Genomic DNA, 26,995 nt, shown 5'->3' on the forward strand with positions numbered 1-26,995 from the left:
GCCAGATTATGAAGCGCGTTCAGACAATGCTGTCAGTAATCCTGTGTCTGGCATTGTTTGCCAACAAAGTATCATCTGAGGTGCCGGAAACCGGGTTCAAATCGCTGTTCATCGGGCACAGCTTTTTCTGGCCCTTTGCGTATGGAATGCCGGATTACGTGAGCGCTGCAGGCATCACTGGCCACACGCAGAGCGTCATTACCCAGGGAGGCGCCGGCGGCGCGCCAGAGGCGCTGTGGAATAACACGGCTAAGCGCGTTGCGATCCAGCAGGTGCTCGATCAGGGGGACGTTGAGTTGTTTGTGATGACTTATTACCCCACCTACCCGAGCACTACTGGTTATGTGAACTGGATCAACTACGCGTTGTCCAAAAATCCCACCACGCGTTTCGCCCTGGCTTTACCCTGGACCCCTTACCCATCGAGTATGGATGCCGCCACCTATGCGTCAACCTGGCTTCAATTTCAGGCCACCGAGTGGCACGGCCTGATAGATACGCTGCGTGAAACCTATCCCGGCGTGGATATCTTCAGTATTCCCTATGGCCAAAGCGCCTCTGAACTGCGCCTGCTATTGGCCGCGAATAACCTGCCTGATGTGGCTAATCTTCAAGGCAATGCGGGTAACGCTATTTATATCGACAACCTGGGACACCCCGGGGATATCCTGGTTGATCTGGGGCGACTTGTTTGGCTGAACGCGCTTTACGATGTAGACCTGACCACCTATAGCTATGGCCCCGCGTACAATACAGATTTATACCTTATCGCGCAGGCTATTATGGACGGTCATAACTCCAGCTATGACGCCGCATATCACGTCGATGCCGACGGTGACAGGGTGGGCGATGCCGTCGACAATTGTCCCGCCATATCGAACCCGGATCAGGCACCCAGTACGTTTGAATCCGGGCGAGGTGTCGCTTGTGAAGGTCTTCCGCCCGGTTGTTAACAAATTAGGGACGTTTTTAACGGCCTTCCACACCTGCTTGGGGAAGGTTCTGTCCGTATCCCATGGGTTTATCTGAAGACTACTGCAGCACCCATCATCCGCCAGTACCTCCAGAAAGGGACGCAGCTAGCGGGAGTCATGTGTCAATCCAGAATACTGCTGTAGTCGTCTGAGAAAATATCGCGCCCAATAATGAACTTCATGATTTCGGAGCTTCCCGCCAGAATTCGGTTGACGCGAGCATCGGTGAACATTGTGCAGATCGGGTATTCCTTCATATACCCCGCTCCACCGTGAAGCTGTACGCCAAGGTCCAGCATACGCCATTCAATCTCGGTGGCCTGTAGCTTGCCCTTGGCAGCCATGTTGACCGTTAATTGACCATCGTTGTGTTGCTCGACGCAGTGGTCGATATAGGCTTGCAGAATATCGATTTCACTGTCCATCTCGGCCATTTTGAACTGCGTATTCTGCATATGCGCCAGCGGCTTGCCGAATACCTTGCGCTCCATAACGAACTGGCGGGTCAGGTTAAATGCACGGCGGGCATTGGCCGCGGAGCCAACCGCGCTAATCAGCCGCTCTTCGGCCAATCCCTGCATGAGGTAGAAGAAGCCGTGCCCGACTTCGCCCAGAATGTTTTCCCTGGGAATCTTGACGTTGTTAAAAAACAGTTCAGCCGTATCCTGGGCTTTTAGTCCCATTTTGTCGAGGTTACGGCCACGTTCGAACCCCTCCATCCCGCGCTCGACAACACACAGCGTCATCGCATGCGGGTTGTTATCCGGGTCAAATTTTCCTGCAACGATAACAATATCGGCGTTGATACCGTTGGAAATATAGACTTTTGAGCCATTCAGTACGAAGTGATCGCCGTCCTCAAGCAGGGTAGTGCGCATGCCCGCCAAATCACTGCCGGCGTCGGGCTCGGTCATCGCGATGGCGAGAATTTTCTTGCCCGAGACGCAGTCTGGCAGCCAGCGCTGCTTTTGTTCGTCACTGCCGAAGTGGTCGATGTAAGGGCCCACTAGTCGGCTGTGAAGGGTAGCGAACCATTCGCCGGTGCCAGCGCGTGCGTTTTCTTCGATGATAATTTGTTCGTAGCGGAAGTCCCGGTCGCCGAGGCCACCGTATTGTTCGTCCGGCCAGATCATCAGAAAGCCCTGTTCGCCGGCTTTCTCAAAGGCTTCCCGGTCAACAATGCCCTGTTCCTGCCACTTTTCCACATGAGGTGCGATTTCAGCCTCGAGGAACTTGCGATAGGCATCGCGAAACATCACTTGTTCTTCAGTAAATTCACGCATGCTTGTCTCCTTTGATGGGGCCCGGTGGCGCCGGACCCCAGTTGTCAGTCAGCTTTTTACTGGAAGGCTTCGCCTGCAGCGATCTTTTCGGCGACAATCGCAGGGCAGGTGAACCGTGCACCGTAGGTGGCAGCCAGTTCCGCGCAGCGCGACTGGAATTTTTCGAGTCCGTAGGTGTTCACGAACTGGATAAACCCGCCGGTCCAGACCGGTGCGCCGATACCCATGATGGAACCGATATTGCCGTCGGCAACGGAGCGCAGGACACCTGTCTCCAGGCATTTCAAGGCCTCGATGACCTGACGGAACAGTAAGCGATCCTTGATATCCTCGTCACTGATAGTCACCTCCGGCTTATAGAGCTTCTCGACCAGACCCGGCCAGATGGTTTTGCTGCCGTCGTCGTGGTACTCGAAGTAACCGCCACCGTGGTGTCGACCGCCGCGATTGTTCTCACCGATCATGAAAGCAATCATGGCCTCCAGGGCATCCTGCTCACCAAACTTGCCTTTGACACCCATGGCATCCCAGGTTTCCATGGCCTTGCGGCTCAGCTCCAGACTAGTCTCATCGTGTACGGTCAGTGGGCCCACCGGCATGCCGATGGCTTTCCCGAGATTGTCCACCTTGATCGGGTGTACGCCCTCGGTCACTGCGCGGACGCCCTCGTCGAAATACGTACCGAATGTGCGCGAAGTGAAAAAGCCCAGAGAGTCATTGACGACAATTGGTGTCTTCCTGATCTGCTTGGCGTAATCGAACGCCTTGGCCAGCGCGATATCACTGGTCTGCTCGCCACAGATGATTTCCACCAGCGGCATTTTGTCGACCGGTGAGAAAAAGTGGATGCCGATGAAGTTCCCTGGCTTGCTGGCAGCCTCAGCCAGTTGGGTAATAGGCAGCGTTGAGGTGTTGGAGCCCCAGATACCATCATCCGACAGATACTTCTCGGTGGAGGAGGTGATCTTGTTTTTGAGTTCGACACTTTCAAACACGGCTTCGATGATCAGGTCGCAACCCTGAAGGTCCTCGTCGTTGGCCGTAGGTTTGATCAGCGACAGTACCTGTGCTTTCTTGTCTTCTGTCATGCGGCCACGGCTGATGGCTTTGTCCAGTAACTTCTCGGAGTAGGCTTTGCCTTTTTCTGCGGCCTCTGCAGAGATATCCTTTAGCACGACCTCGATGCCGGCCATCGCCGATACGTAGGCGATACCCTGGCCCATCATGCCGGCACCGAGCACACCCAGTTTTTTGGTTTGCTGTGGTGGGATGTCTTTCGGGCGTGAGGCACCGCCGTTGATCTTGTTCATCTGGAAGAAGAACGTGGTGATCATGTTCTTCGCCTGGGGTGTCGTCACCAGGTAGGCCAGGCCGCGACTCTCGATTCGCAGAGCCGTTTCGAAATCGAGCCGGGCGGCCTCAACGGCACAGTCCATGATCTGCTCAGGGGCGGGGAGAAGCCCGCGTGTTGTTTTGGCCAGCATTGCCGGTGCCGCCATCAGCAGCTGTGCCACTTTGGGCGAACTGGCGTTGCCACCGGGAATCCTGAAACCTTTCTGGTCCCAGGGCTGCACAGCCGCCGCCTCGTTACCCTTGTTTTCCAGAATCCAGGCTTTGGCGCGTGGCAGCAGTTCCTCGAGCGAATCGACAGTCTCGTGGATCATGCCGGCTTGCAACGCCTGCTCAGGTGTCACTTTCTTGCCTTCCAGCAAATAGGGCAGGGCGTTCTGCAGGCCCAGCAGGTTGACCATTCGAACCACGCCGCCACCGCCGGGCAGCAGGCCCAGGCTCACCTCTGGCAGGCCGATTTGAACGGACTTGTGGTTGTAGGCTATACGATGATTGGTGGCCAGGCAGATTTCAAAGCCGCCGCCCAGAGCCGCACCATTGATGGCTGATACAACGGGAACGGGTAACTTCTCCAACTCGCGCAGATGCGCTTTGGTCGTTCCCAGCACCGCCATAAACTCGGCCTCATCGCCCGGTTGGGCGGCGAGCAGATCATTCAGGTCGCCCCCGGCAAAAAAGACCTTCTTCGCCGAAGCAAAGATGACACCGGTCAAATCACTCTCGGACTTCAGTTTTTCTACTGTTTCGGACATGGCGCCGCGATACTCTTCGTTCATCGCATTGACCGGGCCGGTCATATCCATGGTGACGGTTACGATGCCGTCGGCATCTTTATCGTAGTTAAATACACTCATTGTCTTTGTCCTAAATTCTGTCGTACGTCATTGGAAGCTGTTTTTGAATCGCTACAGGTTTTGCTTGTTGCCTGCAGTCGTTTCAAACACGTTCGATGATGGTGGATATCCCCATACCGCCACCGACACACAGTGACAACATCGCGCGCTTGAGCCCGCGTCGTTCCAGCTCGTCCAGCATGATGCTGACCAGCATGGCGCCTGTGGCACCCAGTGGGTGGCCCATGGCGATAGCGCCGCCATTGACGTTGGTGATGTCATGACTGATACCGAGATCTTTCATATAGCGCATGGCGACCGAGGCAAACGCTTCGTTGATTTCCCACAGGTCGATGTCTGAGACTTGCATGCCAGCCTTGTCCAGCGCTTTTTTGGCGGCCGGGCCCGGGCCTATCAGCATAATGGTCGGGCAAGTGGCGAGTACGGCGGTAGCGACTATGCGACCGCGGGGCGTCAGGCCGAGATCCTTGCCGGCTCTTTCGCTGCCGATGAGGACGGCGGAGGCACCGTCGACAATGCCGGAGGAGTTACCGGGCGTGTGTACATGCTCAACGCGCTCCAGTGTGTTGTACTTTCGTAGAATGATGTCATCGAATCCAACGCTGCCCATCATTTCAAAGGAGGGCTTGAGGGCGCCCAGGCCTTCCATCGTTGTGCCCGGTTTAATGAAATCGTCCCGCTCCAGAATGGTCAGCCCGTTCTTGTCTTTTACCGGCAGTACGGATGCATCGAAATAGCCGCTGTCGCGGGCATGCGCGGCACGCTTCTGCGATTCCAGTGCGAAGGCATCGACATCTTCGCGGGTGAAGCCCTCAATGTTGGCGATGACATCAGCACCGATCCCCTGCGGTACAAAACCGGTTTTGAATTGAAAGGCGGGGTCGCTGCCCATTGCGCCGCCGTTTGATCCCATCGGTACACGCGACATGGACTCGATGCCGCCGGCCACCACCAGATCTTCCCAGCCAGAAGCGATTTTCTGCGCGGCGATGTTGACGGCTTCCAGTCCCGAGGCGCAGAAGCGATCCAGCTGTACGCCGGGCACGGACTCATCCCACTCAGCGTTTTGCACGATCATCTTTGCAACATCCGAGCCCTGTTCTCCCACCGGTCCCACGCAGCCCATTACGACATCGTCGACATAGGCTGTGTCCAGATCGTGGCGAGATTGCAGCCCGCGAAGCAGACCCGCACCCAGGTCAATCGGCTTCACCTCGTTCAGGGTGCCGTCTTTTTTCCCTTTGCTGCGCGGTGTGCGCACCGCATCGTAGATATAGGCGTGATTAGTCATGGTATTCCTCGTTTCTGGTGGTCCAGCCGGTCAGGCGCTCAGTGGTGCGCTAGTTTGCGCAGGTTTTCGGGACATAACCATAGTCTGAGCTGTCATAAAAATAGGCATTAGCTTACAACTTGAGTAGAATCCCTATGGGATCGGTAAAGAGGACAGGTGTGATGGAAGCGGTTACCGTATCGCCGGTGTATGTAAAATCGATACTGAAAGGTGCGGTAAAACAGGGCTACAATGCAGAGGAAATTCTGCGCGTACAGGGCCTTCCGGGCCAGATTCTCTCCAACCCGCGACTTAGGATATCGACATTAGCGTTTGCCAGCCTGACGCGGGCTCTAACCGGGCTACTGCGCGATGAAAGCGTCGGCCTGTTGGCCGCGCCCACCCCGGTTGGTAGTTTCGCGCTGATGGCAAGGGCCTGCCTGAGCTGCCGCGATATGCGAGAATCAATGCAAATCTGGCGCGATGCCATCAACTGGCTGCCCGCCAGCACAGCAGCGTACACGTTGTTCGATCCTGACGGCGGTCTTATTGCATTTGAGTGCCAGAAAGCCGCCAGTATCGATGACAATTACGTCATCGAATCGCAGTTGACCAGTTGTCATCGGTTCCACTGCTGGCTGGCGAATGAGTTTTTGCCGATTGAGCGTGTCGATCTCACCTATCCCGAGCCTGCCTTCAGTGCGGAACACCGCTTTGTGTTTTACGGCGCTCCTGTCCATTACGCACAGAGCCGAAACTCGCTTTATTTCAACAGCAAGAGCCTGGAGCAGGGCAATTTCAGAACGCGTGATGAATTGCGGGACCTGTTGGATAAGCCGTTGGCACACATCATGACGCAGCCGCGCCAGGGCAATACAGTGGCCGTGAAAATACGCTTGTGGATGGAGCGCTTGTTTCGCGAGGGCGATGGGCTGCCAGTGCTTGAGGAGGCCTCTGCGTATCTGGGGTTGACAGAACAGACCCTGCGTCGCCGACTGAGGCAGGAAGGCTACACGTTTATTCAGCTAAAAGCGGATACCCGGCGGGATGTCGCTATCTACTATATTAAACAGTCTGATCTGAGCGTAGAAGAGATCGCAATGAAGCTGGGGTTTTCCGACGCAAGCACGTTTATCCGATCATTCAAGAAGTGGGCGGGCGTGACGCCGCTGGTTTACCGCAAACTGTGAAAGGCATCATCAAGCGCCTTGCACAGCACTACTGCGACCAATTGCTAATATTGATAGCGTGTGGGCGGTTGCCGCCCTAAGGGCAGTTTTATTGTCCGCTCCTGTCTTGCGCCGAGCCGGGCCACCGTAGCTCCAGCGCTATTATTGCAGCCGGATCACAACCTTGCCCTCAACCTTGCCTGTTGCGATGTGTGCTATGGCCATACGCGCGTCTTCGAAATCGAACACCTGGCAATTGGCTGTGTTCAGTTCGCCCCGGCGCCAGTGATGCAGCAGGTCGTGATGGGCGGCCATTACCTGATCAGCTGTATAGCCAACTGGCATAGCGCCCACCAGCGAGATATTTTTCATCAATGTCTCAGGCAGGGTTATCCGTGCCCACTCGCCACTGGCATAGCCTATAACGATGAATTTTCCCTCGAATGCAGTAGCCTTGAAAGCCGCTCGGCCCGCCTTTCCTCCGACCGGATCAAAGACCATGGATACACCCTTGCCGTCTGTCAGCCGCAGTGCGGCTTCAGTGATGTCCTGCTGTTTTCTGTCGATGACTTCATCGGCGCCGATACTCTTGCAAAAAGCCGATTTCTCAGGTCCCCCCGCGACAGCGATCACCCGGGCCCCCTTGGCTTTGGCCAACTGCACAGCGGCACAACCCGAACTGCCCGAAGCACCCAAAACCAGCAGGGTATCGCTGGTGTTAATCTGGGCGCGTCGAACCAGCGCCACCCAGGCGGTCTGGTAGGGTACAAAGAAGCCGGCGGCCTCTACGCCACTCATTTCATCGGGCACCGGTAGAATGCCGGAGAGGGCCCCCGCTCCAGAGCCGGGCGCCTGCATTAAGCACTCATCCGCCAGGCCACCGCGCTGCGCCTGAAACAGCGTCGGTCCGAGGACCCTGGAGCCGATCAGTGCTGTGTCCACGTCTTCACCGACTGAGACTACCCTGCCAGCCGCTTCCTGAGAGGGTGTGAAGGGTAATGCCGGCGTCAGCGGGTAATTGTTCTGGCACATCAGCACATCGGGCAAGCCCAGACCGGCGGCCTCCACTTTGATTTTGACTTGCCCGGGACCGGGCTCAAAGGCCTCGGCATTTTCCTCCAGTCGCCAGACATCCTGCGGCTCACCGAACGATTCCACTACCCATCTTCGCATTGCTATCTTCTCCCACTGAAGTGTTTTGTATACATCCTGCCGTCGCTATCGATAGTGACATCGTGATCCGTGTAGGGTGACCTATCCCCGTAGTTTGGTCCTATTAAATCACATCTGGGTCGTGACCCCTGCGAGCCATGACAAGTTGCAGGTTTTGCATGCGCCGGTAGGCCGGGCTCAGTGAGATTGACCTAGTCTTTCGGCCAGGAAATTGACGAATAACCGCACTTTGGCCGAGAGGTGCCGGTTGTGTGGGTACACGGCCCACACGCCTGTGTCAGTAGGATTGAACGCTTCGAGCACTGTTACTAGTTCTCCCTCGTCCAGGGCCTGCTCTACGTAGAACACCGGCAGCTGTACCAGCCCCAATCCTCGTCGCGCGGCATGCAGTAATGCGCGACCGTTGTTGCTGCGCCAGCTACCCTGCACCCTTAAATCCCGATGGCGGCCGTTTTCGCGAAAGCGCCAGGTATCCAGTGTACCCAGCAGGCAGTTGTGATTAGTCAGGGCGTGAATGGTGCCGGGAGTACCGTGACGCTCAAGGTAAACGGGTGAGGCGCAGGTAAGCAACTTGCGCGATGAGATCCGGCGCGCGATCAGTGAAGAATCCTTCAGTGTGCCTGCGCGTATGGCCAGGTCGTACCCTTCGCCAATCAGGTCAACCAGGCGGTTGTTGAAGTCCAGTTCTACCGCCAGCCCCTCGTGCAGTTGCATGAACTCAATGGCGGCGGGCGCGATAAAATCCTCGCCGAAGGCGCCCGCTACACTGACGCGCAATATGCCGCGCGGCCTGGCCTGCAGATCCTGCACAGCCTGCTCGGCCTCGTCCAGGTTGTGCAAGATGCTTTGGCACTGCAGATAGAAAGCCTGGCCGACCTCAGTCGGGGACACTTTGCGCGTGGTCCGGAGCAGCAACTGTGCATCAAGGCGGTTTTCCAGCGCGCTGATCTGGCGGCTGATGTGGGAGCGCGATACGCCCAGGTCTTCCGCGGCCCGGCTGAAGCTGTTAAATCGCACGACGCGTTCAAAGGCTTCTATACTTTCCCAACGGTGTCCTGACATGAGTAAAATCTCATCATTGTTTTTGGTGTGCAACAGTAATGTGCAACATAGGCTATTTATCTTTATTTCGGCAACTATTTAAATAGACGTTATTCTATTGACTATGAAAGGGATACAGACGATGAAAACACGTGCAGCTATAGCATTCGGTGCCGGCAAGCCGCTGGAAATCTGCGAGGTGGACCTCGAGGGGCCGCGTGCAGGCGAGGTTCTGGTGGAAATTAAGGCCACCGGCGTTTGTCATACGGATGCGTTTACGCTGTCCGGGGATGACCCGGAGGGCGCATTTCCTGCCATCCTCGGTCACGAGGGCGCCGGTGTGGTGGTCGAGGTCGGCCCTGGCGTAACCAGTGTCAAACCCGGTGATCATGTGATCCCCCTTTATACGCCCGAGTGTCGCAGCTGCAATTTCTGCCTGAACCCGAAAACCAACCTGTGCCAATCCATTCGCGAGACCCAGGGCCAGGGTGTGATGCCCGATGGTTCCAGTCGCTTCTCTCTCGATGGTAAGCCTATCCTGCACTACATGGGCTGTTCGACCTTCTCCAACTACACGGTATTGCCTGAGATCGCCCTGGCCAAGGTGCGCGAGGACGCGCCATTCGACAAGATCTGTTACATCGGCTGTGGCGTTACTACAGGCATCGGCGCTGTGGCGTTCACGATGAAAGTAGAGCCGGGCTCAACGGTCGCCGTATTTGGTCTGGGCGGGATCGGCCTCAATGTGATCCAGGGAGCGAAGATGGTCGGTGCGACACGCATTATTGGTGTGGACCTGAACCCCGCCAAAGCAGAGTTGGCGAAGAAGTTCGGTATGACTGACTTCGTCAACCCCAGCCAGGTGGATGATGTTGTCGGACATCTGGTGGAGATTACCGGTGGTGGGGTGGATTACAGTTTCGAGTGCATTGGCAACGTCAATGTGATGCGCCAGGCGCTGGAGTGCTGCCACAAGGGGTGGGGCGAGAGTTGTATCGTTGGTGTAGCCGGCGCGGGTCAGGAAATTTCTACGCGTCCGTTCCAGTTGGTCACCGGCCGCTCATGGAGAGGGACGGCGTTTGGCGGCGCGCGCGGTCGCACCGATGTGCCACGGATCGTCGACTGGTATATGGAAGGCAAGATCAATATCGACGACCTGATCACCCATACCATGCCGCTGGACGATATCAACAAGGCCTTCGACCTGATGCACGCCGGTGAAAGCATTCGCTCGGTGATTGAATACTGATGGCGTTGATAGCCCATATCCTCGAGCGCTACGCTGCAAGCGGTGTATTGACTCGGTAATCGCGTCTGTGCTCGCGCCATCGACATCGACCAGCTATACGCTGGTCGATGCCGCACGCTCTGATAAACTCACCAAAGGGTTTGCCCGGAAGCATGATGGGTGAGCAACTGTCGGGCTATGCCGCTAAGGGTGCCGCAGATTAAGCGTCGTAACTGTCTGCATCTATGATCAAATCGATTATGACTCGGGTTCTGTACTATCGCCTTCGAGATCTTTCTGAGCTTCGGCAATCGCCGTTTCCATGGGCATGACCAGGGCAGCAGCCTTTGGGTAGCCGCAGTACTGGGCAATAAAAATATGTAGCTCGCGGATTTCTTCCGGGGTCATTTCGCCGCGTTTGATAGAAGCCTTGGTCTGGATCTTGAACGTATCTGGTTGGCCCTGCGCGGCTATCATGCCAAGAAGCAGAATACGCTTGTCGCGCATGGACAGGATATCCCGCGTCCAGATTTCTGCGAACAGGGTTTCCAGCATGATGTCAGAAAATGCATAGGCGCCTTCAGGGGCGGTAACCACATCTCCGGCATAAACGTCCTTAATCTTCTCCTGACCTTTTTTCCAGCGTTCACTATGACTCATGGGGTTCTCCTGTCAGTCGCTTGATTCGCCGGAGAGAATCAAGCGCGCCAAAGCTTTGGCCCCATCATCTCCCAGCTTTCTTGTCAGTTGTCGGGCCAGTACGCCGATGTCGTCGCTATCGGCGTGGCCAAAGATGTCTTCCTCGAGGAGCAATGACCGGTAGATCCGGTCCATTACATTCTGCATTTGGGCGAGCCTCGCCGTACCCAGATGTGTAGAGAATTCAGCCTCGAGATCATCGACTGCGGCGATCGAATCTGCAATCAACTCCTTACCCTTGTCGGTAAACATCAGTACAACCTGCCGCGCGTTTTGAGGGTCCGGGCGTCGGACGATGTATTGCAGATATTCCAGTTCGGAAACGGTCGCACTGATGGCCTGTTTGCTAACATCCCGGACATTGGCAATTTGCTGGATGCGGCCGCCGCCTGGGCCGATTGCAGTTAATACAGAACCAAAGTTGGGCCTAAGCCCCTTGTGTCCGCGAGACATGGTCAATGTCAGCAGCCTGTTTGTGATGTAGTCGGCGAGGCGGGGCAGGAGTCCGGCAAGCGGGGAGGTCTGCGCCTGCTCGAAAGGCAGCAGCAGGTCCAGAGCGTTGTCCAACTTGGCGATACTGGCGGTAGCCTGTTGCAAATCCTGGTCGCCCACGAAGCCGGCAAACTGCTGCTGCAGCCTCTGTGCCTCGCGCGCGCCTTGTTTCAGCAGGACCTTTGTCCGCGGTGTGGGCGTCAACAGCTTGGCGCGCCCGTCAGACGGGTCCGGTGTGCGCATCAGGTAGCCAGCCGCTTCGATTTGATTGGCAATCTGGTTCGCGGCCTGGCGGGAAATACCCAGCATTTGTGCAATGTCGGACAGGCGCGCGCCCTTGTCTCCGGCGATCGCGATATAGGGTTCAAAGTTGATGCGCAACTGGCTGTGGCCGTGCTTAAGGGTCAGCGCGTTCATGATCTCTGACTGCAGATACAGTGTTATGCTGAGAATGTGGCGCGCAAAATTGTCCCGATACTTCTGCTGCAGGTCGAAAGAGAGGTTGTTGTTAGGGTTTGCCGTGGTCATGAAAAATAATGTAAGTCTAAATTGTCACTGAGTCAATAATACTTGACATAAAGTTTTTTGCAGCCATATACTTTGCCTCGACGGAGTACAGCAGCGGAGAGCGCGATGACGGCAAAAACCAAGGTCGGTTATATCGGTCTGGGTAATATAGGTAAGCCCTCGGCGGAACGCCTGATCACCGAGCAACTCGACGTCCATGTCTATGATGTCAGCCAACCGGCGGTGGACGAACTGGTGGAAAAGGGCGCTACAGGCTGTCAATCCGTGGCTGAGTTGGCCCGTAAGTGCGTGCATATTGGTGTCTGTGTGCGCGATGATCAGCAGGTTGAAGCGTTGTTATACGGCGAGGACGGTATTCTGGCCAACGCAGCCAGGGACACGATCGTGGCGATCCACAGTACTGTCACGCAGGCGAGTCTGCTCAAATGGGCTAAAGAAGCCGCTGCGCAGGGGATTCACCTGCTTGACGCGCCTATCACTGGCGGGGCGCACCGCGCAGCGGACGGTACTCTCTGCTACATGGTCGGAGGTGAGGAGGACATTGTGCAGCGCTGCCGCCCGATCTTTATGACGTCAGCAGAAAAGGTGGTGCACGCCGGAGCGGTGGGTTCAGGTATCGCCCTCAAGTTGTGCAACAACTTTATCCAGTACACTGAGTTTGTCGCTATGGCGGAGGCCACTCGCCTGGCGGAGGCCTGTGGCCTGTCGGTAGATATTCTCAGGGAACTGGGTCTATCCAACGGTGTGGTCAATGAACAGATGCATATGTTCGTATCCGGTCGCAATAGCCTGGCCCGCTCCTGTTCTGAGGAAGACATGGAACAGTTCTTTGGCGCCATGGGTAAGTTAGGCCACAAGGACCTGCAGTGCGCTTTAGACACTGCTGCTGATCACGGCGTTGTATTACCCACCGCAGAATATGTGCGTGATCGCATCGAGAGTGTATTTCTGGCGCGGGATGAGTCCCGCCCACCCAAACAAGCTTAGAGTAGCAAGCGTCCTATGAGCGAAGAACTCAACGGTAGGGTTTATATCGTCACCGGTGGCTCAAAGGGCTTTGGCCTTGCGATCGCCAGGAGTCTCGTGGCACTTGGCGCCCGGGTGGGGCTGCTCTCGCGCAACCAGCAGGGCCTGGATAAGGCTGTGGCAGAGATCGGTTCGGATCGTGCTTTCGGGGTCGCCGGAAGTGTCGAGCACCGTGAAGATATCAGTGGCGCATTCACTCGTATCAAGGAGCACTTCGGCAGGCTTGATGGCCTGATTAACAACGCCGGTCTCGCCAGGCCAAACTCGGTGGAAAACCTGGTAGAGGCAGAAGTGCTGATGCAGGTAAACACCAATTTCCTCGGTACAGTTTTCTGTTGCCAGGCGGCCATTCCCTTGCTGCGCGACAGCGACAACCCACGCATCATCAATATTTCTTCGGCATCCGCCTATCACTTTGATGAGATGTGTCACCTGTCTGTGTACGCCGCTACCAAAGCTGCGGTGGAGCGTTTTACCCGGGATCTGCGCACCGAGCTACAAGCGGACGGGATCGGCGTGACCTGCATCCGCCCGGGCGCGGCCGGCACCAACTTTGCCGACGGCTGGGATACGGACGCAATCATCGCAGGATACAAGGCGTGGTTACAGGTCGGTACTCATATGGATACCGGTATGGAGGCACAGCAGGTGGGAGATGCGGTGACCTATGCGCTGAGTCTTCCTGCCGGAGTGGCGGTGGACCTGCTGGAGATCCGCCCCAATATTCCCATGCCGAAAAACCCCGAATAGTGGCCAGCGCAAACTTCTGGAATGAAGAACGAGGATATGTACGATGAGCCAGCCGAGTTACGGTGAAGATCGACTCTATATCAATGGTGAGCTGCGCGACGCTGAAGGTGGGCGGCGCTATGACAACTTCTCACCCCGTACAGAAGAAAAAATTGGCGAGGCGGCAGACGCCAGCCTGCACGATGCCGAGGATGCGCTGGCCGCCGCGCGCAATGCCTTTGATAACACTGACTGGTCGACTAATCACAGTGCCCGCGTCGATGTGCTGCGCCGCTTCGTGCAGATCATGAAGGACAATATCGAAGATCTGAAACAGGCCACCATGGTGGAAGCGGGGGCGACACAGTTCTTTGTCGAGGGCCCCCAGGCAGCTGGCCCGGTGGAGGAGGCGAGCTGGGTCATCGATTACCTGGAGAGCTTCGAATGGGGCCGGGATATCGGTAATAAAGAGGTGATGGGTATTGTCAGTCGCCGCGTTGTGGAAAAAGAAGCCGCCGGTGTGGTGGTGGCTATCTCTCCGTGGAATTTCCCGATTCAGGTCAATCTCGCCAAGTGCATGCCGGCACTCGCGGCGGGCTGTACTGTTGTTCTGAAATCAGCGCCGGATACGCCGTGGACAGCCGCACTGCTCGGGCGCTATGCAAAAGAGGCCGGCTTTCCTGCGGGCGTGTTCAATGTGCTGACAGCACAGGACCCAGCCGAGATAGGCAACTTTCTGACGACTGACCCTCGGGTGGATGTTATCTCCTTCACGGGTTCCACTGCTGTGGGTCGGCTGATTTCGAAAAATGCAGCCGATACGATTAAGCGGGTGTTTCTGGAACTCGGTGGCAAATCCGCGATGATTGTACTGGAGGACGCCGATCTGGCGACAGCGTTGTTCGGGGTATTCAGCGTTTGTGCCCACGCCGGCCAAGGATGTGCGATTACCACCCGTCTGCTGGTGCCAAAATCCAGACTGGCTGAGGCAGAGGAACTGGTTGTTGCCTATCTGGGAGGTGTCAGCTACGGCAGCAACGACACCAGTGGCGAGATGATGGGGCCGCTGATCAGCAAGAAACAGCAGTCGCGTGTGTTGGGCATGATCGAGGATGCCAAAAAAGAGGGCGCCCGGCTGATTCTCGGTGGCGGCCGTCCGGCGCATCTGGACAAGGGCTGGTTCGTTGAGCCGACAGTGTTCTCCGACGTCGCCAACGATATGACCATCGCTCGCGAAGAAGTCTTTGGACCGGTGTTGGTCATGATTCCCTATGACGATGAGGACGATGCAGTGCGCATCGCCAACGATTCGATATACGGCTTGTCCGGCTCGGTGTACTCCGCTGACGAGGATCGAGCGACCGCCGTTGCCCGCCGCATACGAACCGGCACCGTGAACGTCAACGGGGCGACGTTCCTGGGCGGCGATGCCCCATTCGGTGGTTACAAGCAAAGCGGCGTCGGTCGGGAAATGGGGCCTGAGGGTTTCGAAGAGTATCTCGAAACAAAGACGATCGCCTATCCGGCATAACATCCGCACTTTGAGAGGGCAAGATGGTGAGTAATATTCTGGGCTACCAAAACGAAAACGTGGTTGTTACCGGCGCTGCCTCGGGTATGGGGGCTGGGTGCGTCGAACGCCTGTTAGAGGCCGGTGCCAATGTTTACGCGCTGGATATCAATGAGATAGCTGCTCCCGTCACCAAAGCGATTACAGTCAACATCATGGACAAGGATTCCATCACTGCGGCTGTTGCAGAACTGCCCGATGAAATCGGCTCCCTGTTCAGTTGCGCTGGTGTTCCCTGTCCGCCCACACCCGCCTACAACACGATGATGATCAATTTTGTCGGCATGCGTGAGCTAACCCAGCAGTTGCTGCCGCGCATGAGGAAGAACAGCAGCATCGCCTCTGTCGCCTCCACTGCGGGTATGGCCTGGCGCTCCAACATGGACAACGTGCAGAAACTCCTCGCTACCGATTCCTTTGAATCGGCGGATGCCTGGCTGAAGACCGAAGAGGGTATCGCGATCAGCGCAGACGCCTATGCGTTTTCCAAGCAGTGCATGATTGTTTATATGTTTAATACTACGGCTGAGTTGGCTCGCATGCACATTCGCATCAATACCATCTGCCCCTCACCTACTGAATCGGCATTCACCGAACAGATGGAAGAGATCGGGCTGGGCAAGGATATTACCGATATGTTTACCCCCTCTAACGGAGAGTACGCAACCGGTAGCGATATGGGCGATGCCCTTGTCGCGATTAACAGCAAGCTGTTCCGTTTTGTCAGTGGCTGCCTGATACCCGTAGACTGGGGCTACACGGCGGAGATTACTGCGGGACAGCGCGATAACCTGTTGAATATATCCCTGTAAACTGCGCTTCGATGAGCGCCTACATCAAGCAGACAGGATAGGATTCGTCACCTAAAGTGCTTGTGAGTCCCGCCATTGTTTGCGCAGCTTGGCCAGAAACAATGACTCCGGGGGCACGCGACTTTCCTGTACCAATTGCCTCACAGCATTCTCTACTTGCTCGCTGGGCGCCGCACCTCTGAGAGCGGTATGGCGAATCCTGAGAAACTTGTCTTGCATAATCATCAGATAAGTGTGTGAGACATATTCATTGGATAAGGTGTCCTGCACTTCGTTACTGAATACGATGGCGGTGACAGGTGCATTGGGGTGCGGGAGATCGACAATTTCGTTGTCGCTCACATGCAGTGATTGCAGTGAGTTTTCCTTATTGAACAGGTCCAGGTCCTTTCTTATATTCTCCATTTCCTTTTGCAGTGTACTGGTCTCATCCGACCAGTGGCCAGATCGCACCGGGTACACAAAAACCTCGATATAGTCAGTTTCTAAGGAATCTCGCCCATACGAGACGTACGCGCCGTAAAGCGGGTTGTTGTATACAACCGTTTGCTGCTTGAAGTATTTACCCGCCTGCTCGGGGGTTGATAAGCCTTGGAAATAGTCGCTTGATTTGAGGGTAGTTGCTAAGTATTGCGCCGAAAGTAGATCCTCTGTTTGAAGGTCCCGCAGAATGTATGATGCGATACTCTTGGCAACATCGCGATCGCCATCTTGATCCATGCTCAGCAGAGACACTCTGAACTCAACTGGCAGTTCATACTGCAGTTCCTTTAGCTTGAACTCATACCAATAGAGTGATGCATCTACGCTGATATCAGCCGATATAATGAGCGGTGCCAGCAACATAGTAGCGCCGGAGAATGCTGCACTGGCCAGATCATCGCCACCCTCGGTGTTGTAATAGGCAGCGCTCACCCGGATCTGGTAGGGTACTTCCCGATTGGCATATAGCACTTCCTCAAAGGCGCCAATGGCGCTCAGCTCAGAGGCAAACTTGCCCAGATCCAGCTTGTTCAGCGTACAGTGCTTCAACACCGAATCGCGATCAAACGCTTCGCAGCGCTCGCGAAACTCCTCGGAGGGATGTTGACGGAAAACGGTGATGGGCGGCAGCGTGGCTTCGGCCTCCTTGACGTACTCCGCTACTGGCACTTGGTTGGTGGTTGCGCAACCGACCACGACCAGTGCCAAGGTCAAGCATATCAGGTACTTCACTAGCTGCACTTCCTGGTTTATAAAAACAGTCCTTTCTTGGCCTACGACTACTAGGTCCCCTTGTAGGTGGCCCGCCCTTCAGGATTCGAACCTGAGACCTTCCCCTTAGGAGGGGGACGCTCTATCCAGCTGAGCTAAGGGCGGTTTTGGAGGAGGCGCGAATTATTCCGGTTTGTCCCGGCAAAGGCAACCCGCTATTTTATCAGGTGGTATTCAGAGAACTCGGGGTTATGCATCTCCTTCAGATAGCGCATCGGAAACCACGGGTAGAGGTTGGGCACGCCGCTCTTGTCGATATACCAGCTTTTGCAGCCGCCGGTGGCCCATGTGGTGGTTTTAATCGCCTCGCTCATTGCTGCGTTGTACTGATCATACGCGGATTGTTTCGGTGTGATTGCGGCGAGGCCATCTGCTTTCATGCGGTCCAGCATGCTGATGATGTAATCCACCTGGTGCTCTGAGATGGCGATGAGGGACAGGTTTCCCACAGGGCCTGTGGGGCCCTCTATCATCCAGAAATTCGGGAAGCCCGGCATGGCTACTGCACGGTGCGCGCGGGGTGCGCCATCCCAGTACTCTTCAAGGTCTACACCGTTTTCGCCGGTGACGCGCGTCGGTAGTATAAATGCGGCGGCATTGAATCCGGTTGCCAGTACCAGCACATCCAGTTCATGCAATTTTCCATCGGCGGTGCGCACGCCCTCGGGTTCTATTTGGGTGATGCCCTCTGTGATCAGGTGGGCATGTGGCTGCGACAGCGCGGGGTAATAGTCGGAGCAGAAAATCATCCGCTTGCAGGTGGCCTCGTAGTCCGGTGTGAGTTTAGCGCGCAACTCCGGGTCCGGTACATTATCGGCGAGGTGCTTGAGGCAGATCTTGCTCATCCAGCGCTGCATGAACTTGTTGCCGACGGTGGCGGCGCTAAATGTGCGCACCATCAGCTGGTAGTAATACTGGTAGATAACGCGCTGCAATATCGGGAACGTTGCCAATAGTTTGTTCCAGCTCTTGGAATACGCTTTTTGAGGCAGTGGAGACAGCCAATGCGGCGTGCGCTGGAATACATGCATTTCAGATACCTGGTCGGTAATTGCTCCGACAATCTGGCACGCGGTAGATCCGGTACCGATGATGCCGACACGCTTGCCACTCAGGTCTATCGAATGGTCCCAGTGCGCGGAGTGAAAGGCATCGCCGTTGAAGGTGTCCAGGCCTTCGATATTGGGATAGACCGCCTGATGCAATATACCGGTGGCCGCGATGACGACATCGTACAGTTCCTGTTCGCCTCCAGCGGTGGTGAGGTTCCAGCGCGGCGCGTCATAGCGCAAGTCCGCCACCGCGCAATTGAACTTCACTTTTTGGGTCACTCCAAAATCATTGGCGACCTGTTCCATATACGCCTGGATTTCGGGGCCGTAGGCAAAGCGGTGTGGCCAGTCGGCCTTTAGTGCAAAGCTGAAACTGTACCATCGCGAGGGTACATCACAGGATAGGCCGGGGTAGGTGTTCTCTCGCCAGGTGCCGCCGACCCTGTCTGTTTTTTCGTAAACAGTGATATCGGTGTAACCGGCTTTTTGCAGTTTCACCACAGCGGCTATGCCGGACATGCCGGCACCGATAATCGCAATTCTTGGTTGTCTTCCAGCCCTCGTCCAGGGCTTTTCGGGGTTAGGGGGTGTATTGTGGATGTGGTCCGTCATATTGCGGTGTTCTTCCGTACAGTTATTTAGGTTTGTTATTTCACAGAGAGGGTAATGCTTCTAGCGACGTTGAACCAGAAGAAAATACACGACTAGCCCACAGCAGAGTTTAACAGCGTCGGGTGATACGACATGGCCCATGCTGGCAGAGCCGACCCAATCTTGATTTGAATCAATAGTAGAAAAATATCGTATTCAGAATTCTTGAAATCCTCTGATATACCCCAATTTATAGGGTCAAAGGCGCTTGTGCCTAAGAATTGGAGGACTATTATCATGTCATTAATATCACGAAACAATGTGTTTGATATCGACCGCTTCTTTCACGACTCATGGCCACAACTGGTGGAGCCGCAGGCGGGTACATTCTTTGCTCCCCGAGTAGATATCAGGGAGGAGGATGATCATTACGAGATTACTGCTGAGTTACCCGGTGTGGAGAAAAGTGATATCCACGTACACGTCAAAGAAGGCGTGCTGACGCTGGAGGCGGAGTCTACGAAAGAAGACAAGGAAGAGAAGCAGGGCAAGGTTATTCGTCAGGAGCGACGCTACGGGAAATTCATGCGCAGCTTCAACCTCGGTGCCGATGTTGAAGAGTCTGATATCAAGGCTTCATTCAAGGATGGTGTGCTGAAGCTGCAGGCCCCGAAGGTTGTGGAAAAAGTGCAGGAACGACGTCGCATTGAAGTGTCCTAACTGATTAGCATTGCGCGGATTACTCTGTGTAAGAGCTGCTTCTGCCTGGCGATGTTTTCTGGCGCCAGCAAATCGCCTCCCGCAAGGGAGGCGAATACCCGCTGCGAGAGGAAGTAGCCCGTTGTGAGGTTGAACATGGCGATCAGGTTGAGCGCCAGTGTCGTGCGCAGATCACTGTCTGTGTTCGCTTCCCTTGAGAGGGAGGCACTGTCAAATTGTTCCAGGTGTTCCATACCCTGCCTGAACAGTATTTCCAGCCAGCTGTTCATCAGCTGATTTCCCTTGGAGTGGCTGTCCCCTTGTAACGCCCGCTGAAACAGCGCTGCCATTTGTGGATGTTCCAGTAGCAAGTCCGTCATGATGCCGGGGAGATCGGTATACTCCCGCAGGCTTATCGCGCTGTCCATGTGTTGTGCCAGTGCCTCTGCCATGGGGTTCAGCGCGCGATAGAGCACCGCTTCGTACAGCGCCTGTTTGCTGGCAAAGTGGTTGTACAACCCCGGCTCCTTGATACCTGCCTCGCAGGCTATCTCCCGCAGGCTGGTACCGTCATAGCCTTTACTCGCGAACAGGCTTTCTGCGGCGTCCAGCAGGCGCTGGGCGGTTCGCTCTCCCTTGGTCAGTTTTGGCAGGCTGCTGGTGTCTGGCGGCATAAATTATCAGTCGATTGCTAAATAATATGCAAAAACTACCATACAGCCCTTCAAAATTCGATTCGAAGGGCTTTATACTGCCAAAATATTAATAAGCGATAATATTTTGAGGCGTAACTGGTCAATGCGTATACAAGACATGGTCAACGAGGAGGCGTCGCTTATCAGCCGGCGCTGCTGGTCTGATCCGCATATCTACGCGCTGGAAAAGGCGGGTATCTTTGCCAGGTCATGGCTGTTTCTGGGTCACGAATCGCAGATTCGGGCGCCGGGCGACTTTGTGCAGGCGTATATGTGTGAAACGCCCATCATTCTGTCGAGGGGGCAAGACAACGGTATCTACGCCAATATCAACAGCTGTACTCACCGCGGTCTTCCGGTGTGCCGCGCGGATCATGGCAATACGCGGCGATTTGTCTGTCCCTATCACAACTGGTCTTACAGCGTTGAGGGTGATCTGGTCACGATCCCCCAGGAGAGCGAGGTGCAGGCCAAGCCAGACAAGCGGCAACTGGGTTTGAAAGCTGTTCCTCGTGTGGAATCCTGGCGTGGGCTGGTCTTTGGCAGCTTCGATGAAACTATCATGGCGCTGGATGATTACCTCGGCGACATGCGTTTCTACCTCGACGCCTTTTTGGACCGTTTTCCGGGCGGCATTGAATTCATGGGTGCACCGCACCGCTGGGTGATCAACGCAAACTGGAAATTGCCGGTGGAGAATCAGCTGGGCGATGTGAACCACGGTGCGTTTCTGCACAGCGCGATCATTCCCCGCGAGGCGCAGGACGCCATAGAGAAACTCGGTTACAGCGTGGTGACAACACCCGGCCACGGGGCGACGTTTCGGTTGATGCCAAGAGATGCGCCGGTAGATGATGTGGCCTGGGGTATGGAGGGCACAGGTGCCATTTTTGGCGGCCTAGAGGTTCAGAACTACCTGCGTGAGATACAGGCACAAGCCCCGCAGCGGGTAGGGGAGCTGCGCTCGCGCATGAAGGGATTGACCTACGGTATCTATCCCAATCTTTCTTTTTTGTGGTCAAACACCTCGTTTAAAGTGTCGCACCCACGCGGTCCGGGCAAGGTGGAGTACTGGTCCTGGGCCGTTGTCCCCGCCGATGCACCGGACACCGTCAAGAAAGTACTGCGCACCAACTACAGTTCCTTCTTCGGCCCCGGCGGCATGCTCGAACAGGAGGATTCGGAGGTGTGGAGCCAGCAGTTTCTGGGCAGTAATATCGATTTTGCCGATGACAGGCCATATTTCTATGGTCTGGGCCTGGGCGAGGAAAAGCCGCACCCGGAGCTACCGGGGCTGGTAAGCGTGACTGCGAATGAGTTCTATGCCCGGCATTTTTTCAGGCGCTGGCGCGATGAACTTATGGCGGTGGAGGATGCGTCGTGAGTGGTTTGTCATTGGAGACCACACCCCAGGAACAGCGCCAACTCGAGCGCTTTTACTTTCACGAGGCGCGTCTGCTCGACGCCCGGCAGTACCTACAATGGATGCAATTACTGAGCGAGGACATCCGCTATCTGGTGCCCTCGAGAATCAATGTGCAGGTAGACAATCGCGAGCGCGGCCGCGAGGATATGATCAGCGTGGAGCGGGAGCTTGAAGGTGAGGCATCTTCGGGGTGTCCGCTGCGCGAGGAAAACTATCTGCTGCTGATGCTGAGGGCAGAGCGCGCCTACAAAATTAACTCATGGTCCGAAAGCCCGCCTGCCCGCACCCGCAGAATTGTCGGCAACGTTGAACTGATGGCCAGAGCATCCGGCGGTGATGAGCGCTGGTCGGTCGTCAGTAACTTCCACCTGTATTACGCGCGCCCAGGCACTGACAATGTCCTGTACAGTGGCCAGCGCCGCGATACGCTGGCACCTGAGTCAGGCGGATTTCGTATCTGCCAACGCGAGGTCGTACTGGATTACGCCAATATTGAACTGCCGACATTGGGCCTGTTTTTTTAGGCCCCATATAGCGGCACAATCATACGCGCACCCGCTGTTGTCAAAGGGCGGCGTCACCACCTATGCCAGCATGCGCAGTTGCTCAGCGGCTGCGTCACCCTTTTCGAAAAGCTGCTTTAGCAGTGCAGTGTCACCTCGGAATTTACGCGACAGCCCTTGCAATCCGCCTGCTTGCATATCACTCTAGCCGACATTGAGGCAGCGGCTGAAAACGCGCTGTCCCGGCCCGCGAAACATGTTTGAGGACAGATATTTTTGCAGTACCTGATGAGGCGATGCACGCGTGTTCTCCTGGTACTTCTGGCAGGGGCGGCTGCCGTGACAGCGTGGGCGAACATTCCCACCCACACATTGAGCGATCAACGGCGCGCCTATAGCGAAGCGCGGGAGGCATTGCGCGCCGGGCGGGCGACGCAGTATCAATCATTGCGCGCACAGCTGGAAGATTATCCGCTAGCCCTCTATCTCGATTATTATCAGCTGGTGCGAAATGCCGGTACCGTCTCGCCCATCGACGCGCAGAGATTTCTAGATCGCGCCGAGGATTCGCCACTGGCACTGCGCTTTTTGGGCGCCTATCTGCGAGCGGCGGGAAAGTCCGGCCATTGGGACGCGTTTCTGCAGGTCATGCCGGAGGAACCCAACAGCACGGATCTGAAATGTTATTTTTTCCGCGCGCAACTGGCACAGGGTAATGCGGAACAGGCGTGGGAGGGTGCGGCGCGGCTCTGGGTGGCAGGGCAATCCCAACCCGACGCTTGTGACCCGTTGTTCAGCGCGTGGCAGAAGGCCGGTGGTATCACTGACGAGATAGTCTGGACCCGGCTGCTCAATGCGTTTGATGCCGGTGAGGGCTCCCTGCTGAAATATGTGGCAGGAAAGAGCAGCAGCGCAATGCGGCCACAGGCTGATACCCTGCTGGCGGTCTACGACAGGCCGCGCGCGCTGGGCCGCCTGTCGCTCGATCCCGACAGTGCGTATTCAGCCGATATAGCCAGTCGTGCACTCGCCAGACTGGCCCGAACCAGCCCGGATCTCGCGCTGGAATACTGGCTTGAGTTGCAGCCTCAACTGCATTTCGATGCAGCGCAAACGCAGTATGTTGAATCCGCTGTCGCGCTGCGCATCCTGTTTGCTGAGAACGCGGACCATATACCATGGCTGGACGGCGCACTGGCGCGATTACAGGACGATAAGCTAACAGGTATCCGCCTGCGTTGGGCGCTCAAGGAACAGGACTGGGACGCGTTGGAGCAGAACCTGCCGCTGTTGACGAAATCGGAGCAGGATGAAAACGTCTGGCGCTATTGGTCTGCCGTGGTACAGGAGCGACGCGGTGAATCCGAGGCTGCGATGGCGGCGCTGGAAGCCTTGTCGGGTGAGCGGGACTACTATGGGTTTCTCGCTGCCGACAAACTGGAACGACCCTATGCCCTTAATCACCAACAGCTCACTCCCGCTGACGCGGAGGGAGTGCTGGCACTGCCGGCCGTTGCCCGAATCGAGGAATTGAAATACCACCGGGATGACATGCTAGCCCACTCTGAGTGGTATACGTTGTTACAGGCGACAGATGACGCTGCACAGCAGCGCGATCTTGCGCTGCTGGCCACACAGAAGGGCTGGCATCGCATGGCGATCGATGCCGCCACTCGCGCGCAGGTATGGGATGCACTCGATCAGCGTTTTCCCACCGCCTATCAGGATATCTTCAGCAGGAATGCCGGATTACAGCAGGTGCCGAGTTCCGAGCTGATGGCGATTGCCCGACGGGAGAGCGCTTTCTTTGCTGGCGCGCAGTCGCCTGTGGGCGCACGCGGCCTGATGCAGATCATGCCTGCCACTGGCCGAGAGGTTGCTGCCTCGCTCAATGTGCGCCACAGTGATTCCGCCCTGTTTGATGTAGAGCACAATGTGCGACTGGGCAGCGCTTATTACCGGCAATTGCTCGACCGTTTTGGCGGCAATCGCATCTTTGCACTGACAGCGTACAATGCAGGGCCGCACCGCGTTGTGCGCTGGCGCAATGACGCGGGGCAGGGGCTTCCAGTGGAGCTGTGGGTGGAGACAATTCCGTACAAGGAAACGCGCAACTATGTGCAGGCGGTGCTGTCCTATAATGTAGTCTTTCAGTATATGCAGGGTGCCCCACAGACCCTGTTGACTCCGCTGGAGAGAACGGCAAGCTACTGAACCCGAGTGCCGGATGCGATCCGCTGCAGTCTTGTAACCAGGGAATACCGAACATTATGCGCGATACACGTCCGCTGCTGCTAGAGAGTGATTTCCCCGCGGTACACCGAGCGGCGCTGGATACCCTGCAGGTCAATCTCGGCTATCTGTGTAATCTCAGTTGTGTGCACTGCCATGTGAACGCCGGGCCGACGCGCACCGAACAGATGGATGAGGAGACGGTTGACCAGGTCATCGCACTGTTGCGCAGCGCACAGATAAAAACGCTGGATCTGACCGGCGGTGCCCCCGAACTCAATCCGCATTTCCGCTATCTGGTGCGCAGCGCGCGCGCGCTGGGTGTGCGAGTGATCGACCGCTGTAACCTGACCGTCCTGCTCGAGCCGGGGCAAGAAGACCTCGCTGCCTTCCTGGCCGAACAGGGCGTCGAAATCAGTGCATCGTTGCCGTGCTATCAGCAGGACAACGTCGAGGCACAGCGCGGTAAGGGGGTCTACAACCGCAGTATAGAGGCGCTGCGCCAGCTCAATGCGCTGGGGTATGGCGACGAACACGTGTTGAACCTGGTGTACAACCCTGTGGGGCCGGTTTTGCCGCCGCCACAGGAGGGGTTGCAGGCCGATTACCAGCGCGAGCTGCAAGCCCGCTTCGGCATTCGCTTTAACGAACTGTTTACCATCACCAATATGCCGATCAGCCGTTTTGGCTCCGTGCTATTGGCAAAGGGACAGTACTACGAGTACATGCAGTTACTGCGTGACAATTACAGCGATGCCAACGTCCCGACCCTGATGTGTCGTACGCTGGTGAGTATCGACTGGCGCGGCTATCTCTACGACTGTGATTTTAACCAGATGCTCGATATGCCCATACTGGCCAGTGACCGGCGGCGTCATGTCAGTGATCTATTGCGAGACTCAAACCTCGAAGGCAACCCCGTCTATACCGCAGAGCACTGCTACGGTTGCACCGCAGGGCAGGGCAGCAGTTGCAGCGGCGCGCTGGTGGCCTGATGACCGCGGCGGTAAGTTTTGTGATACCGGTGTTGAATGAGCGCGAAGATGTGGCCGCGCTGTTGCGCGACTTGCGTGCGCGCTATCCCCGGAGTGAGTTGATTGTGGTCGACGGTGGCAGCACGGATGATACCGTCGCCATCGCACTGCCGCTGTGTGATCAGCTGTTACTGGGTGAACGCGGGCGCGCCCGCCAGATGAACCTGGGCGCCGAGGTGGCATCAATGCCCTATATTTTTTTCCTGCACGCCGACAGCAGACCGGGAGTAACGGCGCAATCACTGGACGCCGCTCTGGTCAGCAAGCCTGCGTGGGGATTCTGTCGCGTGCGCCTCAGTGGCAAGCAAGTTTGCTTCCGTGTGATCGAGTGGTTTATGAACCAGCGCTCGCGCCTGACTGCCGTCGCTACCGGTGATCAGATGATGTTCGTGAAGAAGGCCCTCTTTGAGCACACTGGTGGTTTTGAGGTGATCCCGCTGATGGAGGATGTCGCCTTGTCAAAACGCCTGCGAAGGCTGGCACCGCCGTTCATCATTGCCGCGCCGGTGGAGACCTCCAGTCGCCGCTGGGAGGAGGGGGGTGTTATCAGGACGGTCGTGCGAATGTGGCTGCTGCGCCTCGCCTATTTTTGCGGTGTGGCGCCCGCTCGCCTGTGGCGACATTATTATGCGCGCTGACCCAGATACTCCCATCGGTGACAGTCGTCACCGCACGGCGCGCAAAGACCTGTTACTGCTGCAGTTTAGCCGCGCACCGCAGCCCGGGCAGGTCAAAACCCGCATGCAGCCCCACCTGTCTGCGCAGCAGGCCTGTGATCTGCACTGCGATCTCACTCGCTGGACCTGTAGGCAGTTACTGGACAGTGCGCTGGGCGATGTCGAGTTGGCCGTGGCCGGCGACAGGCGCAATGCGCTGTTTTCCGAGTGCACGGTGCTGGGGGCCAATCGTATTCTGCGCCAGCGCGGTGACGATCTGGGGCAGAGAATGTACAACGCCATGCGTTGTGCCCTGGCACGGTATGCCCGTGTGATACTCGTAGGCAGCGACTGTCCGGGCATCGATACGGCCTACCTGCGCCAGGCGGTCGATGCGCTGCACGATGTTCCGCTGGTGCTGGGGCCGGCCCAGGACGGGGGCTATGTGCTGATTGGTGCGCGGGCGGTGGAGGCGCAGATGTTTCAGGGAATTAACTGGGGGAGTGCTGAGGTCTTTCAGCAGACGGTTGCGGCCCTGTCGCGGTTGGGAGTGCGCTGGGCGCAGTTGCCTTTCAAGGCCGATATCGACAGGCCGGAAGATCTTCCTGTCTGGGAAGCCCTGCAGCGCGATGACCGCACAACCCCTGCCTGAAGC

Annotated in this window: 24 protein-coding genes and 1 tRNA gene; 14 read left to right on the plus strand and 11 right to left on the minus strand. The window is 56.5% G+C overall.

Annotated elements, in window-relative coordinates:
• The first annotated feature begins 8 nt into the window (after positions 1-8).
• The gene (locus tag AC0L6S_RS03960) at positions 9-953 is read left to right on the plus strand and encodes a thrombospondin type 3 repeat-containing protein (RefSeq protein WP_473427124.1); all 945 of its coding nucleotides are present in this window, start codon (positions 9-11) and stop codon (positions 951-953) included.
• Between the two features lie 143 nt (positions 954-1,096).
• On the opposite strand, the gene AC0L6S_RS03965 is transcribed toward AC0L6S_RS03960, so the two are convergent.
• The 3 genes from AC0L6S_RS03965 to AC0L6S_RS03975 all read right to left on the minus strand — a co-directional run bounded on the left by AC0L6S_RS03965 (position 1,097) and on the right by AC0L6S_RS03975 (position 5,752).
• A complete protein-coding gene (locus tag AC0L6S_RS03965; RefSeq protein WP_473427125.1) occupies positions 1,097-2,257 on the minus strand; it encodes an acyl-CoA dehydrogenase family protein in 1,161 nt (386 codons plus the stop codon).
• A 56-nt stretch (positions 2,258-2,313) separates the two neighbouring features.
• Positions 2,314-4,461 (minus strand): 3-hydroxyacyl-CoA dehydrogenase NAD-binding domain-containing protein, encoded by a 2,148-nt coding sequence (locus tag AC0L6S_RS03970; RefSeq protein WP_473427126.1) that lies wholly within the window; start codon positions 4,459-4,461, stop codon positions 2,314-2,316.
• An 82-nt stretch (positions 4,462-4,543) separates the two neighbouring features.
• Positions 4,544-5,752 carry an acetyl-CoA C-acetyltransferase gene (locus AC0L6S_RS03975; protein ID WP_473427127.1) on the minus strand — a complete coding sequence of 403 codons (1,209 nt, stop codon included), beginning with the start codon at positions 5,750-5,752 and terminating at the stop codon, positions 4,544-4,546.
• Positions 5,753-5,913: 161 nt separating this feature from the next.
• Here AC0L6S_RS03975 and AC0L6S_RS03980 point away from each other — a divergent pair, with 161 nt between their 5' ends.
• Positions 5,914-6,921: an AraC family transcriptional regulator gene (locus AC0L6S_RS03980; RefSeq protein ID WP_473427128.1), complete on the plus strand. Its 1,008-nt coding sequence runs from the start codon at positions 5,914-5,916 to the stop codon at positions 6,919-6,921.
• A 141-nt stretch (positions 6,922-7,062) separates the two neighbouring features.
• Here AC0L6S_RS03980 and AC0L6S_RS03985 read toward each other — a convergent pair whose 3' ends face one another.
• Both AC0L6S_RS03985 and AC0L6S_RS03990 read right to left on the minus strand, forming a co-directional pair.
• The gene (locus AC0L6S_RS03985; RefSeq protein ID WP_473427129.1) at positions 7,063-8,073 is read right to left on the minus strand and encodes an NADPH:quinone oxidoreductase family protein; all 1,011 of its coding nucleotides are present in this window, start codon (positions 8,071-8,073) and stop codon (positions 7,063-7,065) included.
• 177 nt (positions 8,074-8,250) lie between these two features.
• On the minus strand, positions 8,251-9,135 hold the full coding sequence (locus AC0L6S_RS03990; RefSeq protein WP_473427130.1) for a LysR substrate-binding domain-containing protein: 885 nt from the start codon (positions 9,133-9,135) through the stop codon (positions 8,251-8,253).
• A gap of 121 nt (positions 9,136-9,256) precedes the next feature.
• On the opposite strand from AC0L6S_RS03990, the gene AC0L6S_RS03995 reads away from it, so the two are divergent.
• The gene (locus tag AC0L6S_RS03995) at positions 9,257-10,363 is read left to right on the plus strand and encodes an S-(hydroxymethyl)glutathione dehydrogenase/class III alcohol dehydrogenase (protein WP_473427131.1); all 1,107 of its coding nucleotides are present in this window, start codon (positions 9,257-9,259) and stop codon (positions 10,361-10,363) included.
• Between the two features lie 237 nt (positions 10,364-10,600).
• Here AC0L6S_RS03995 and AC0L6S_RS04000 read toward each other — a convergent pair whose 3' ends face one another.
• Both AC0L6S_RS04000 and AC0L6S_RS04005 read right to left on the minus strand, forming a co-directional pair.
• Positions 10,601-11,002, minus strand: coding sequence for a carboxymuconolactone decarboxylase family protein (locus tag AC0L6S_RS04000; RefSeq protein ID WP_473427132.1), 402 nt, complete (start codon positions 11,000-11,002; stop codon positions 10,601-10,603).
• A gap of 12 nt (positions 11,003-11,014) precedes the next feature.
• Complete coding sequence (locus AC0L6S_RS04005; RefSeq protein ID WP_473427133.1) at positions 11,015-12,061, minus strand: MarR family winged helix-turn-helix transcriptional regulator; 1,047 nt, start codon at positions 12,059-12,061, stop codon at positions 11,015-11,017.
• 105 nt (positions 12,062-12,166) lie between these two features.
• Here AC0L6S_RS04005 and AC0L6S_RS04010 point away from each other — a divergent pair, with 105 nt between their 5' ends.
• From AC0L6S_RS04010 to AC0L6S_RS04025, 4 genes are read left to right on the plus strand one after another with little or no spacing between them, the layout of a single operon-like run.
• Entirely contained in the window at positions 12,167-13,048 is an 882-nt protein-coding gene (locus AC0L6S_RS04010; protein WP_473427134.1) for an NAD(P)-dependent oxidoreductase, read from the plus strand.
• Between the two features lie 15 nt (positions 13,049-13,063).
• A complete protein-coding gene (locus tag AC0L6S_RS04015; RefSeq protein ID WP_473427135.1) occupies positions 13,064-13,837 on the plus strand; it encodes an SDR family oxidoreductase in 774 nt (257 codons plus the stop codon).
• Positions 13,838-13,880: 43 nt separating this feature from the next.
• A complete protein-coding gene (locus AC0L6S_RS04020; RefSeq protein WP_473427136.1) occupies positions 13,881-15,347 on the plus strand; it encodes an aldehyde dehydrogenase family protein in 1,467 nt (488 codons plus the stop codon).
• Positions 15,348-15,370: 23 nt separating this feature from the next.
• Positions 15,371-16,198 (plus strand): SDR family oxidoreductase, encoded by an 828-nt coding sequence (locus AC0L6S_RS04025; protein ID WP_473427137.1) that lies wholly within the window; start codon positions 15,371-15,373, stop codon positions 16,196-16,198.
• 51 nt (positions 16,199-16,249) lie between these two features.
• Here the strand turns inward: AC0L6S_RS04025 and AC0L6S_RS04030 are convergent, their stop codons facing one another.
• The 3 genes from AC0L6S_RS04030 to AC0L6S_RS04040 form a co-directional block, all read right to left on the minus strand.
• Positions 16,250-17,413: a hypothetical protein gene (locus AC0L6S_RS04030; protein WP_473427138.1), complete on the minus strand. Its 1,164-nt coding sequence runs from the start codon at positions 17,411-17,413 to the stop codon at positions 16,250-16,252.
• A 67-nt stretch (positions 17,414-17,480) separates the two neighbouring features.
• A tRNA-Arg gene (locus AC0L6S_RS04035) sits at positions 17,481-17,557 on the minus strand.
• A 50-nt stretch (positions 17,558-17,607) separates the two neighbouring features.
• Entirely contained in the window at positions 17,608-19,116 is a 1,509-nt protein-coding gene (locus tag AC0L6S_RS04040) for a flavin-containing monooxygenase (protein WP_473427139.1), read from the minus strand.
• Between the two features lie 276 nt (positions 19,117-19,392).
• Between AC0L6S_RS04040 and AC0L6S_RS04045 the strand changes: the two genes are divergently transcribed.
• On the plus strand, positions 19,393-19,815 hold the full coding sequence (locus tag AC0L6S_RS04045) for an Hsp20/alpha crystallin family protein (protein ID WP_473427140.1): 423 nt from the start codon (positions 19,393-19,395) through the stop codon (positions 19,813-19,815).
• Here the strand turns inward: AC0L6S_RS04045 and AC0L6S_RS04050 are convergent.
• Positions 19,812-20,468, minus strand: a complete 657-nt coding sequence (locus AC0L6S_RS04050; RefSeq protein WP_473427141.1) for a TetR/AcrR family transcriptional regulator — start codon at positions 20,466-20,468, stop codon at positions 19,812-19,814. The genes AC0L6S_RS04045 and AC0L6S_RS04050 overlap by 4 nt on opposite strands.
• Positions 20,469-20,592: 124 nt before the next feature.
• Here AC0L6S_RS04050 and AC0L6S_RS04055 point away from each other — a divergent pair, with 124 nt between their 5' ends.
• The 6 genes from AC0L6S_RS04055 to AC0L6S_RS04080 all read left to right on the plus strand — a co-directional run bounded on the left by AC0L6S_RS04055 (position 20,593) and on the right by AC0L6S_RS04080 (position 26,992).
• Positions 20,593-21,873, plus strand: a complete 1,281-nt coding sequence (locus AC0L6S_RS04055) for an aromatic ring-hydroxylating oxygenase subunit alpha (RefSeq protein ID WP_473427142.1) — start codon at positions 20,593-20,595, stop codon at positions 21,871-21,873.
• On the plus strand, positions 21,870-22,439 hold the full coding sequence (locus AC0L6S_RS04060) for an aromatic-ring-hydroxylating dioxygenase subunit beta (protein ID WP_473427143.1): 570 nt from the start codon (positions 21,870-21,872) through the stop codon (positions 22,437-22,439). Before AC0L6S_RS04055 ends, AC0L6S_RS04060 begins: the two co-directional genes overlap by 4 nt.
• A 318-nt stretch (positions 22,440-22,757) precedes the next feature.
• The gene (locus tag AC0L6S_RS04065) at positions 22,758-24,632 is read left to right on the plus strand and encodes a transglycosylase SLT domain-containing protein (protein WP_473427144.1); all 1,875 of its coding nucleotides are present in this window, start codon (positions 22,758-22,760) and stop codon (positions 24,630-24,632) included.
• Positions 24,633-24,688: 56 nt separating this feature from the next.
• On the plus strand, positions 24,689-25,645 hold the full coding sequence (arsS, locus tag AC0L6S_RS04070) for an arsenosugar biosynthesis radical SAM (seleno)protein ArsS (protein ID WP_473427145.1): 957 nt from the start codon (positions 24,689-24,691) through the stop codon (positions 25,643-25,645).
• Positions 25,645-26,322: a TIGR04283 family arsenosugar biosynthesis glycosyltransferase gene (locus AC0L6S_RS04075; protein ID WP_473427146.1), complete on the plus strand. Its 678-nt coding sequence runs from the start codon at positions 25,645-25,647 to the stop codon at positions 26,320-26,322. The genes arsS and AC0L6S_RS04075 overlap by 1 nt, the downstream gene beginning before the upstream one ends.
• Positions 26,312-26,992 carry a TIGR04282 family arsenosugar biosynthesis glycosyltransferase gene (locus AC0L6S_RS04080; RefSeq protein ID WP_473427147.1) on the plus strand — a complete coding sequence of 227 codons (681 nt, stop codon included), beginning with the start codon at positions 26,312-26,314 and terminating at the stop codon, positions 26,990-26,992. The genes AC0L6S_RS04075 and AC0L6S_RS04080 overlap by 11 nt, the downstream gene beginning before the upstream one ends.
• Positions 26,993-26,995 lie beyond the last annotated feature (3 nt).

Source organism: Halioglobus sp. D3-4, from assembly GCF_055809315.1.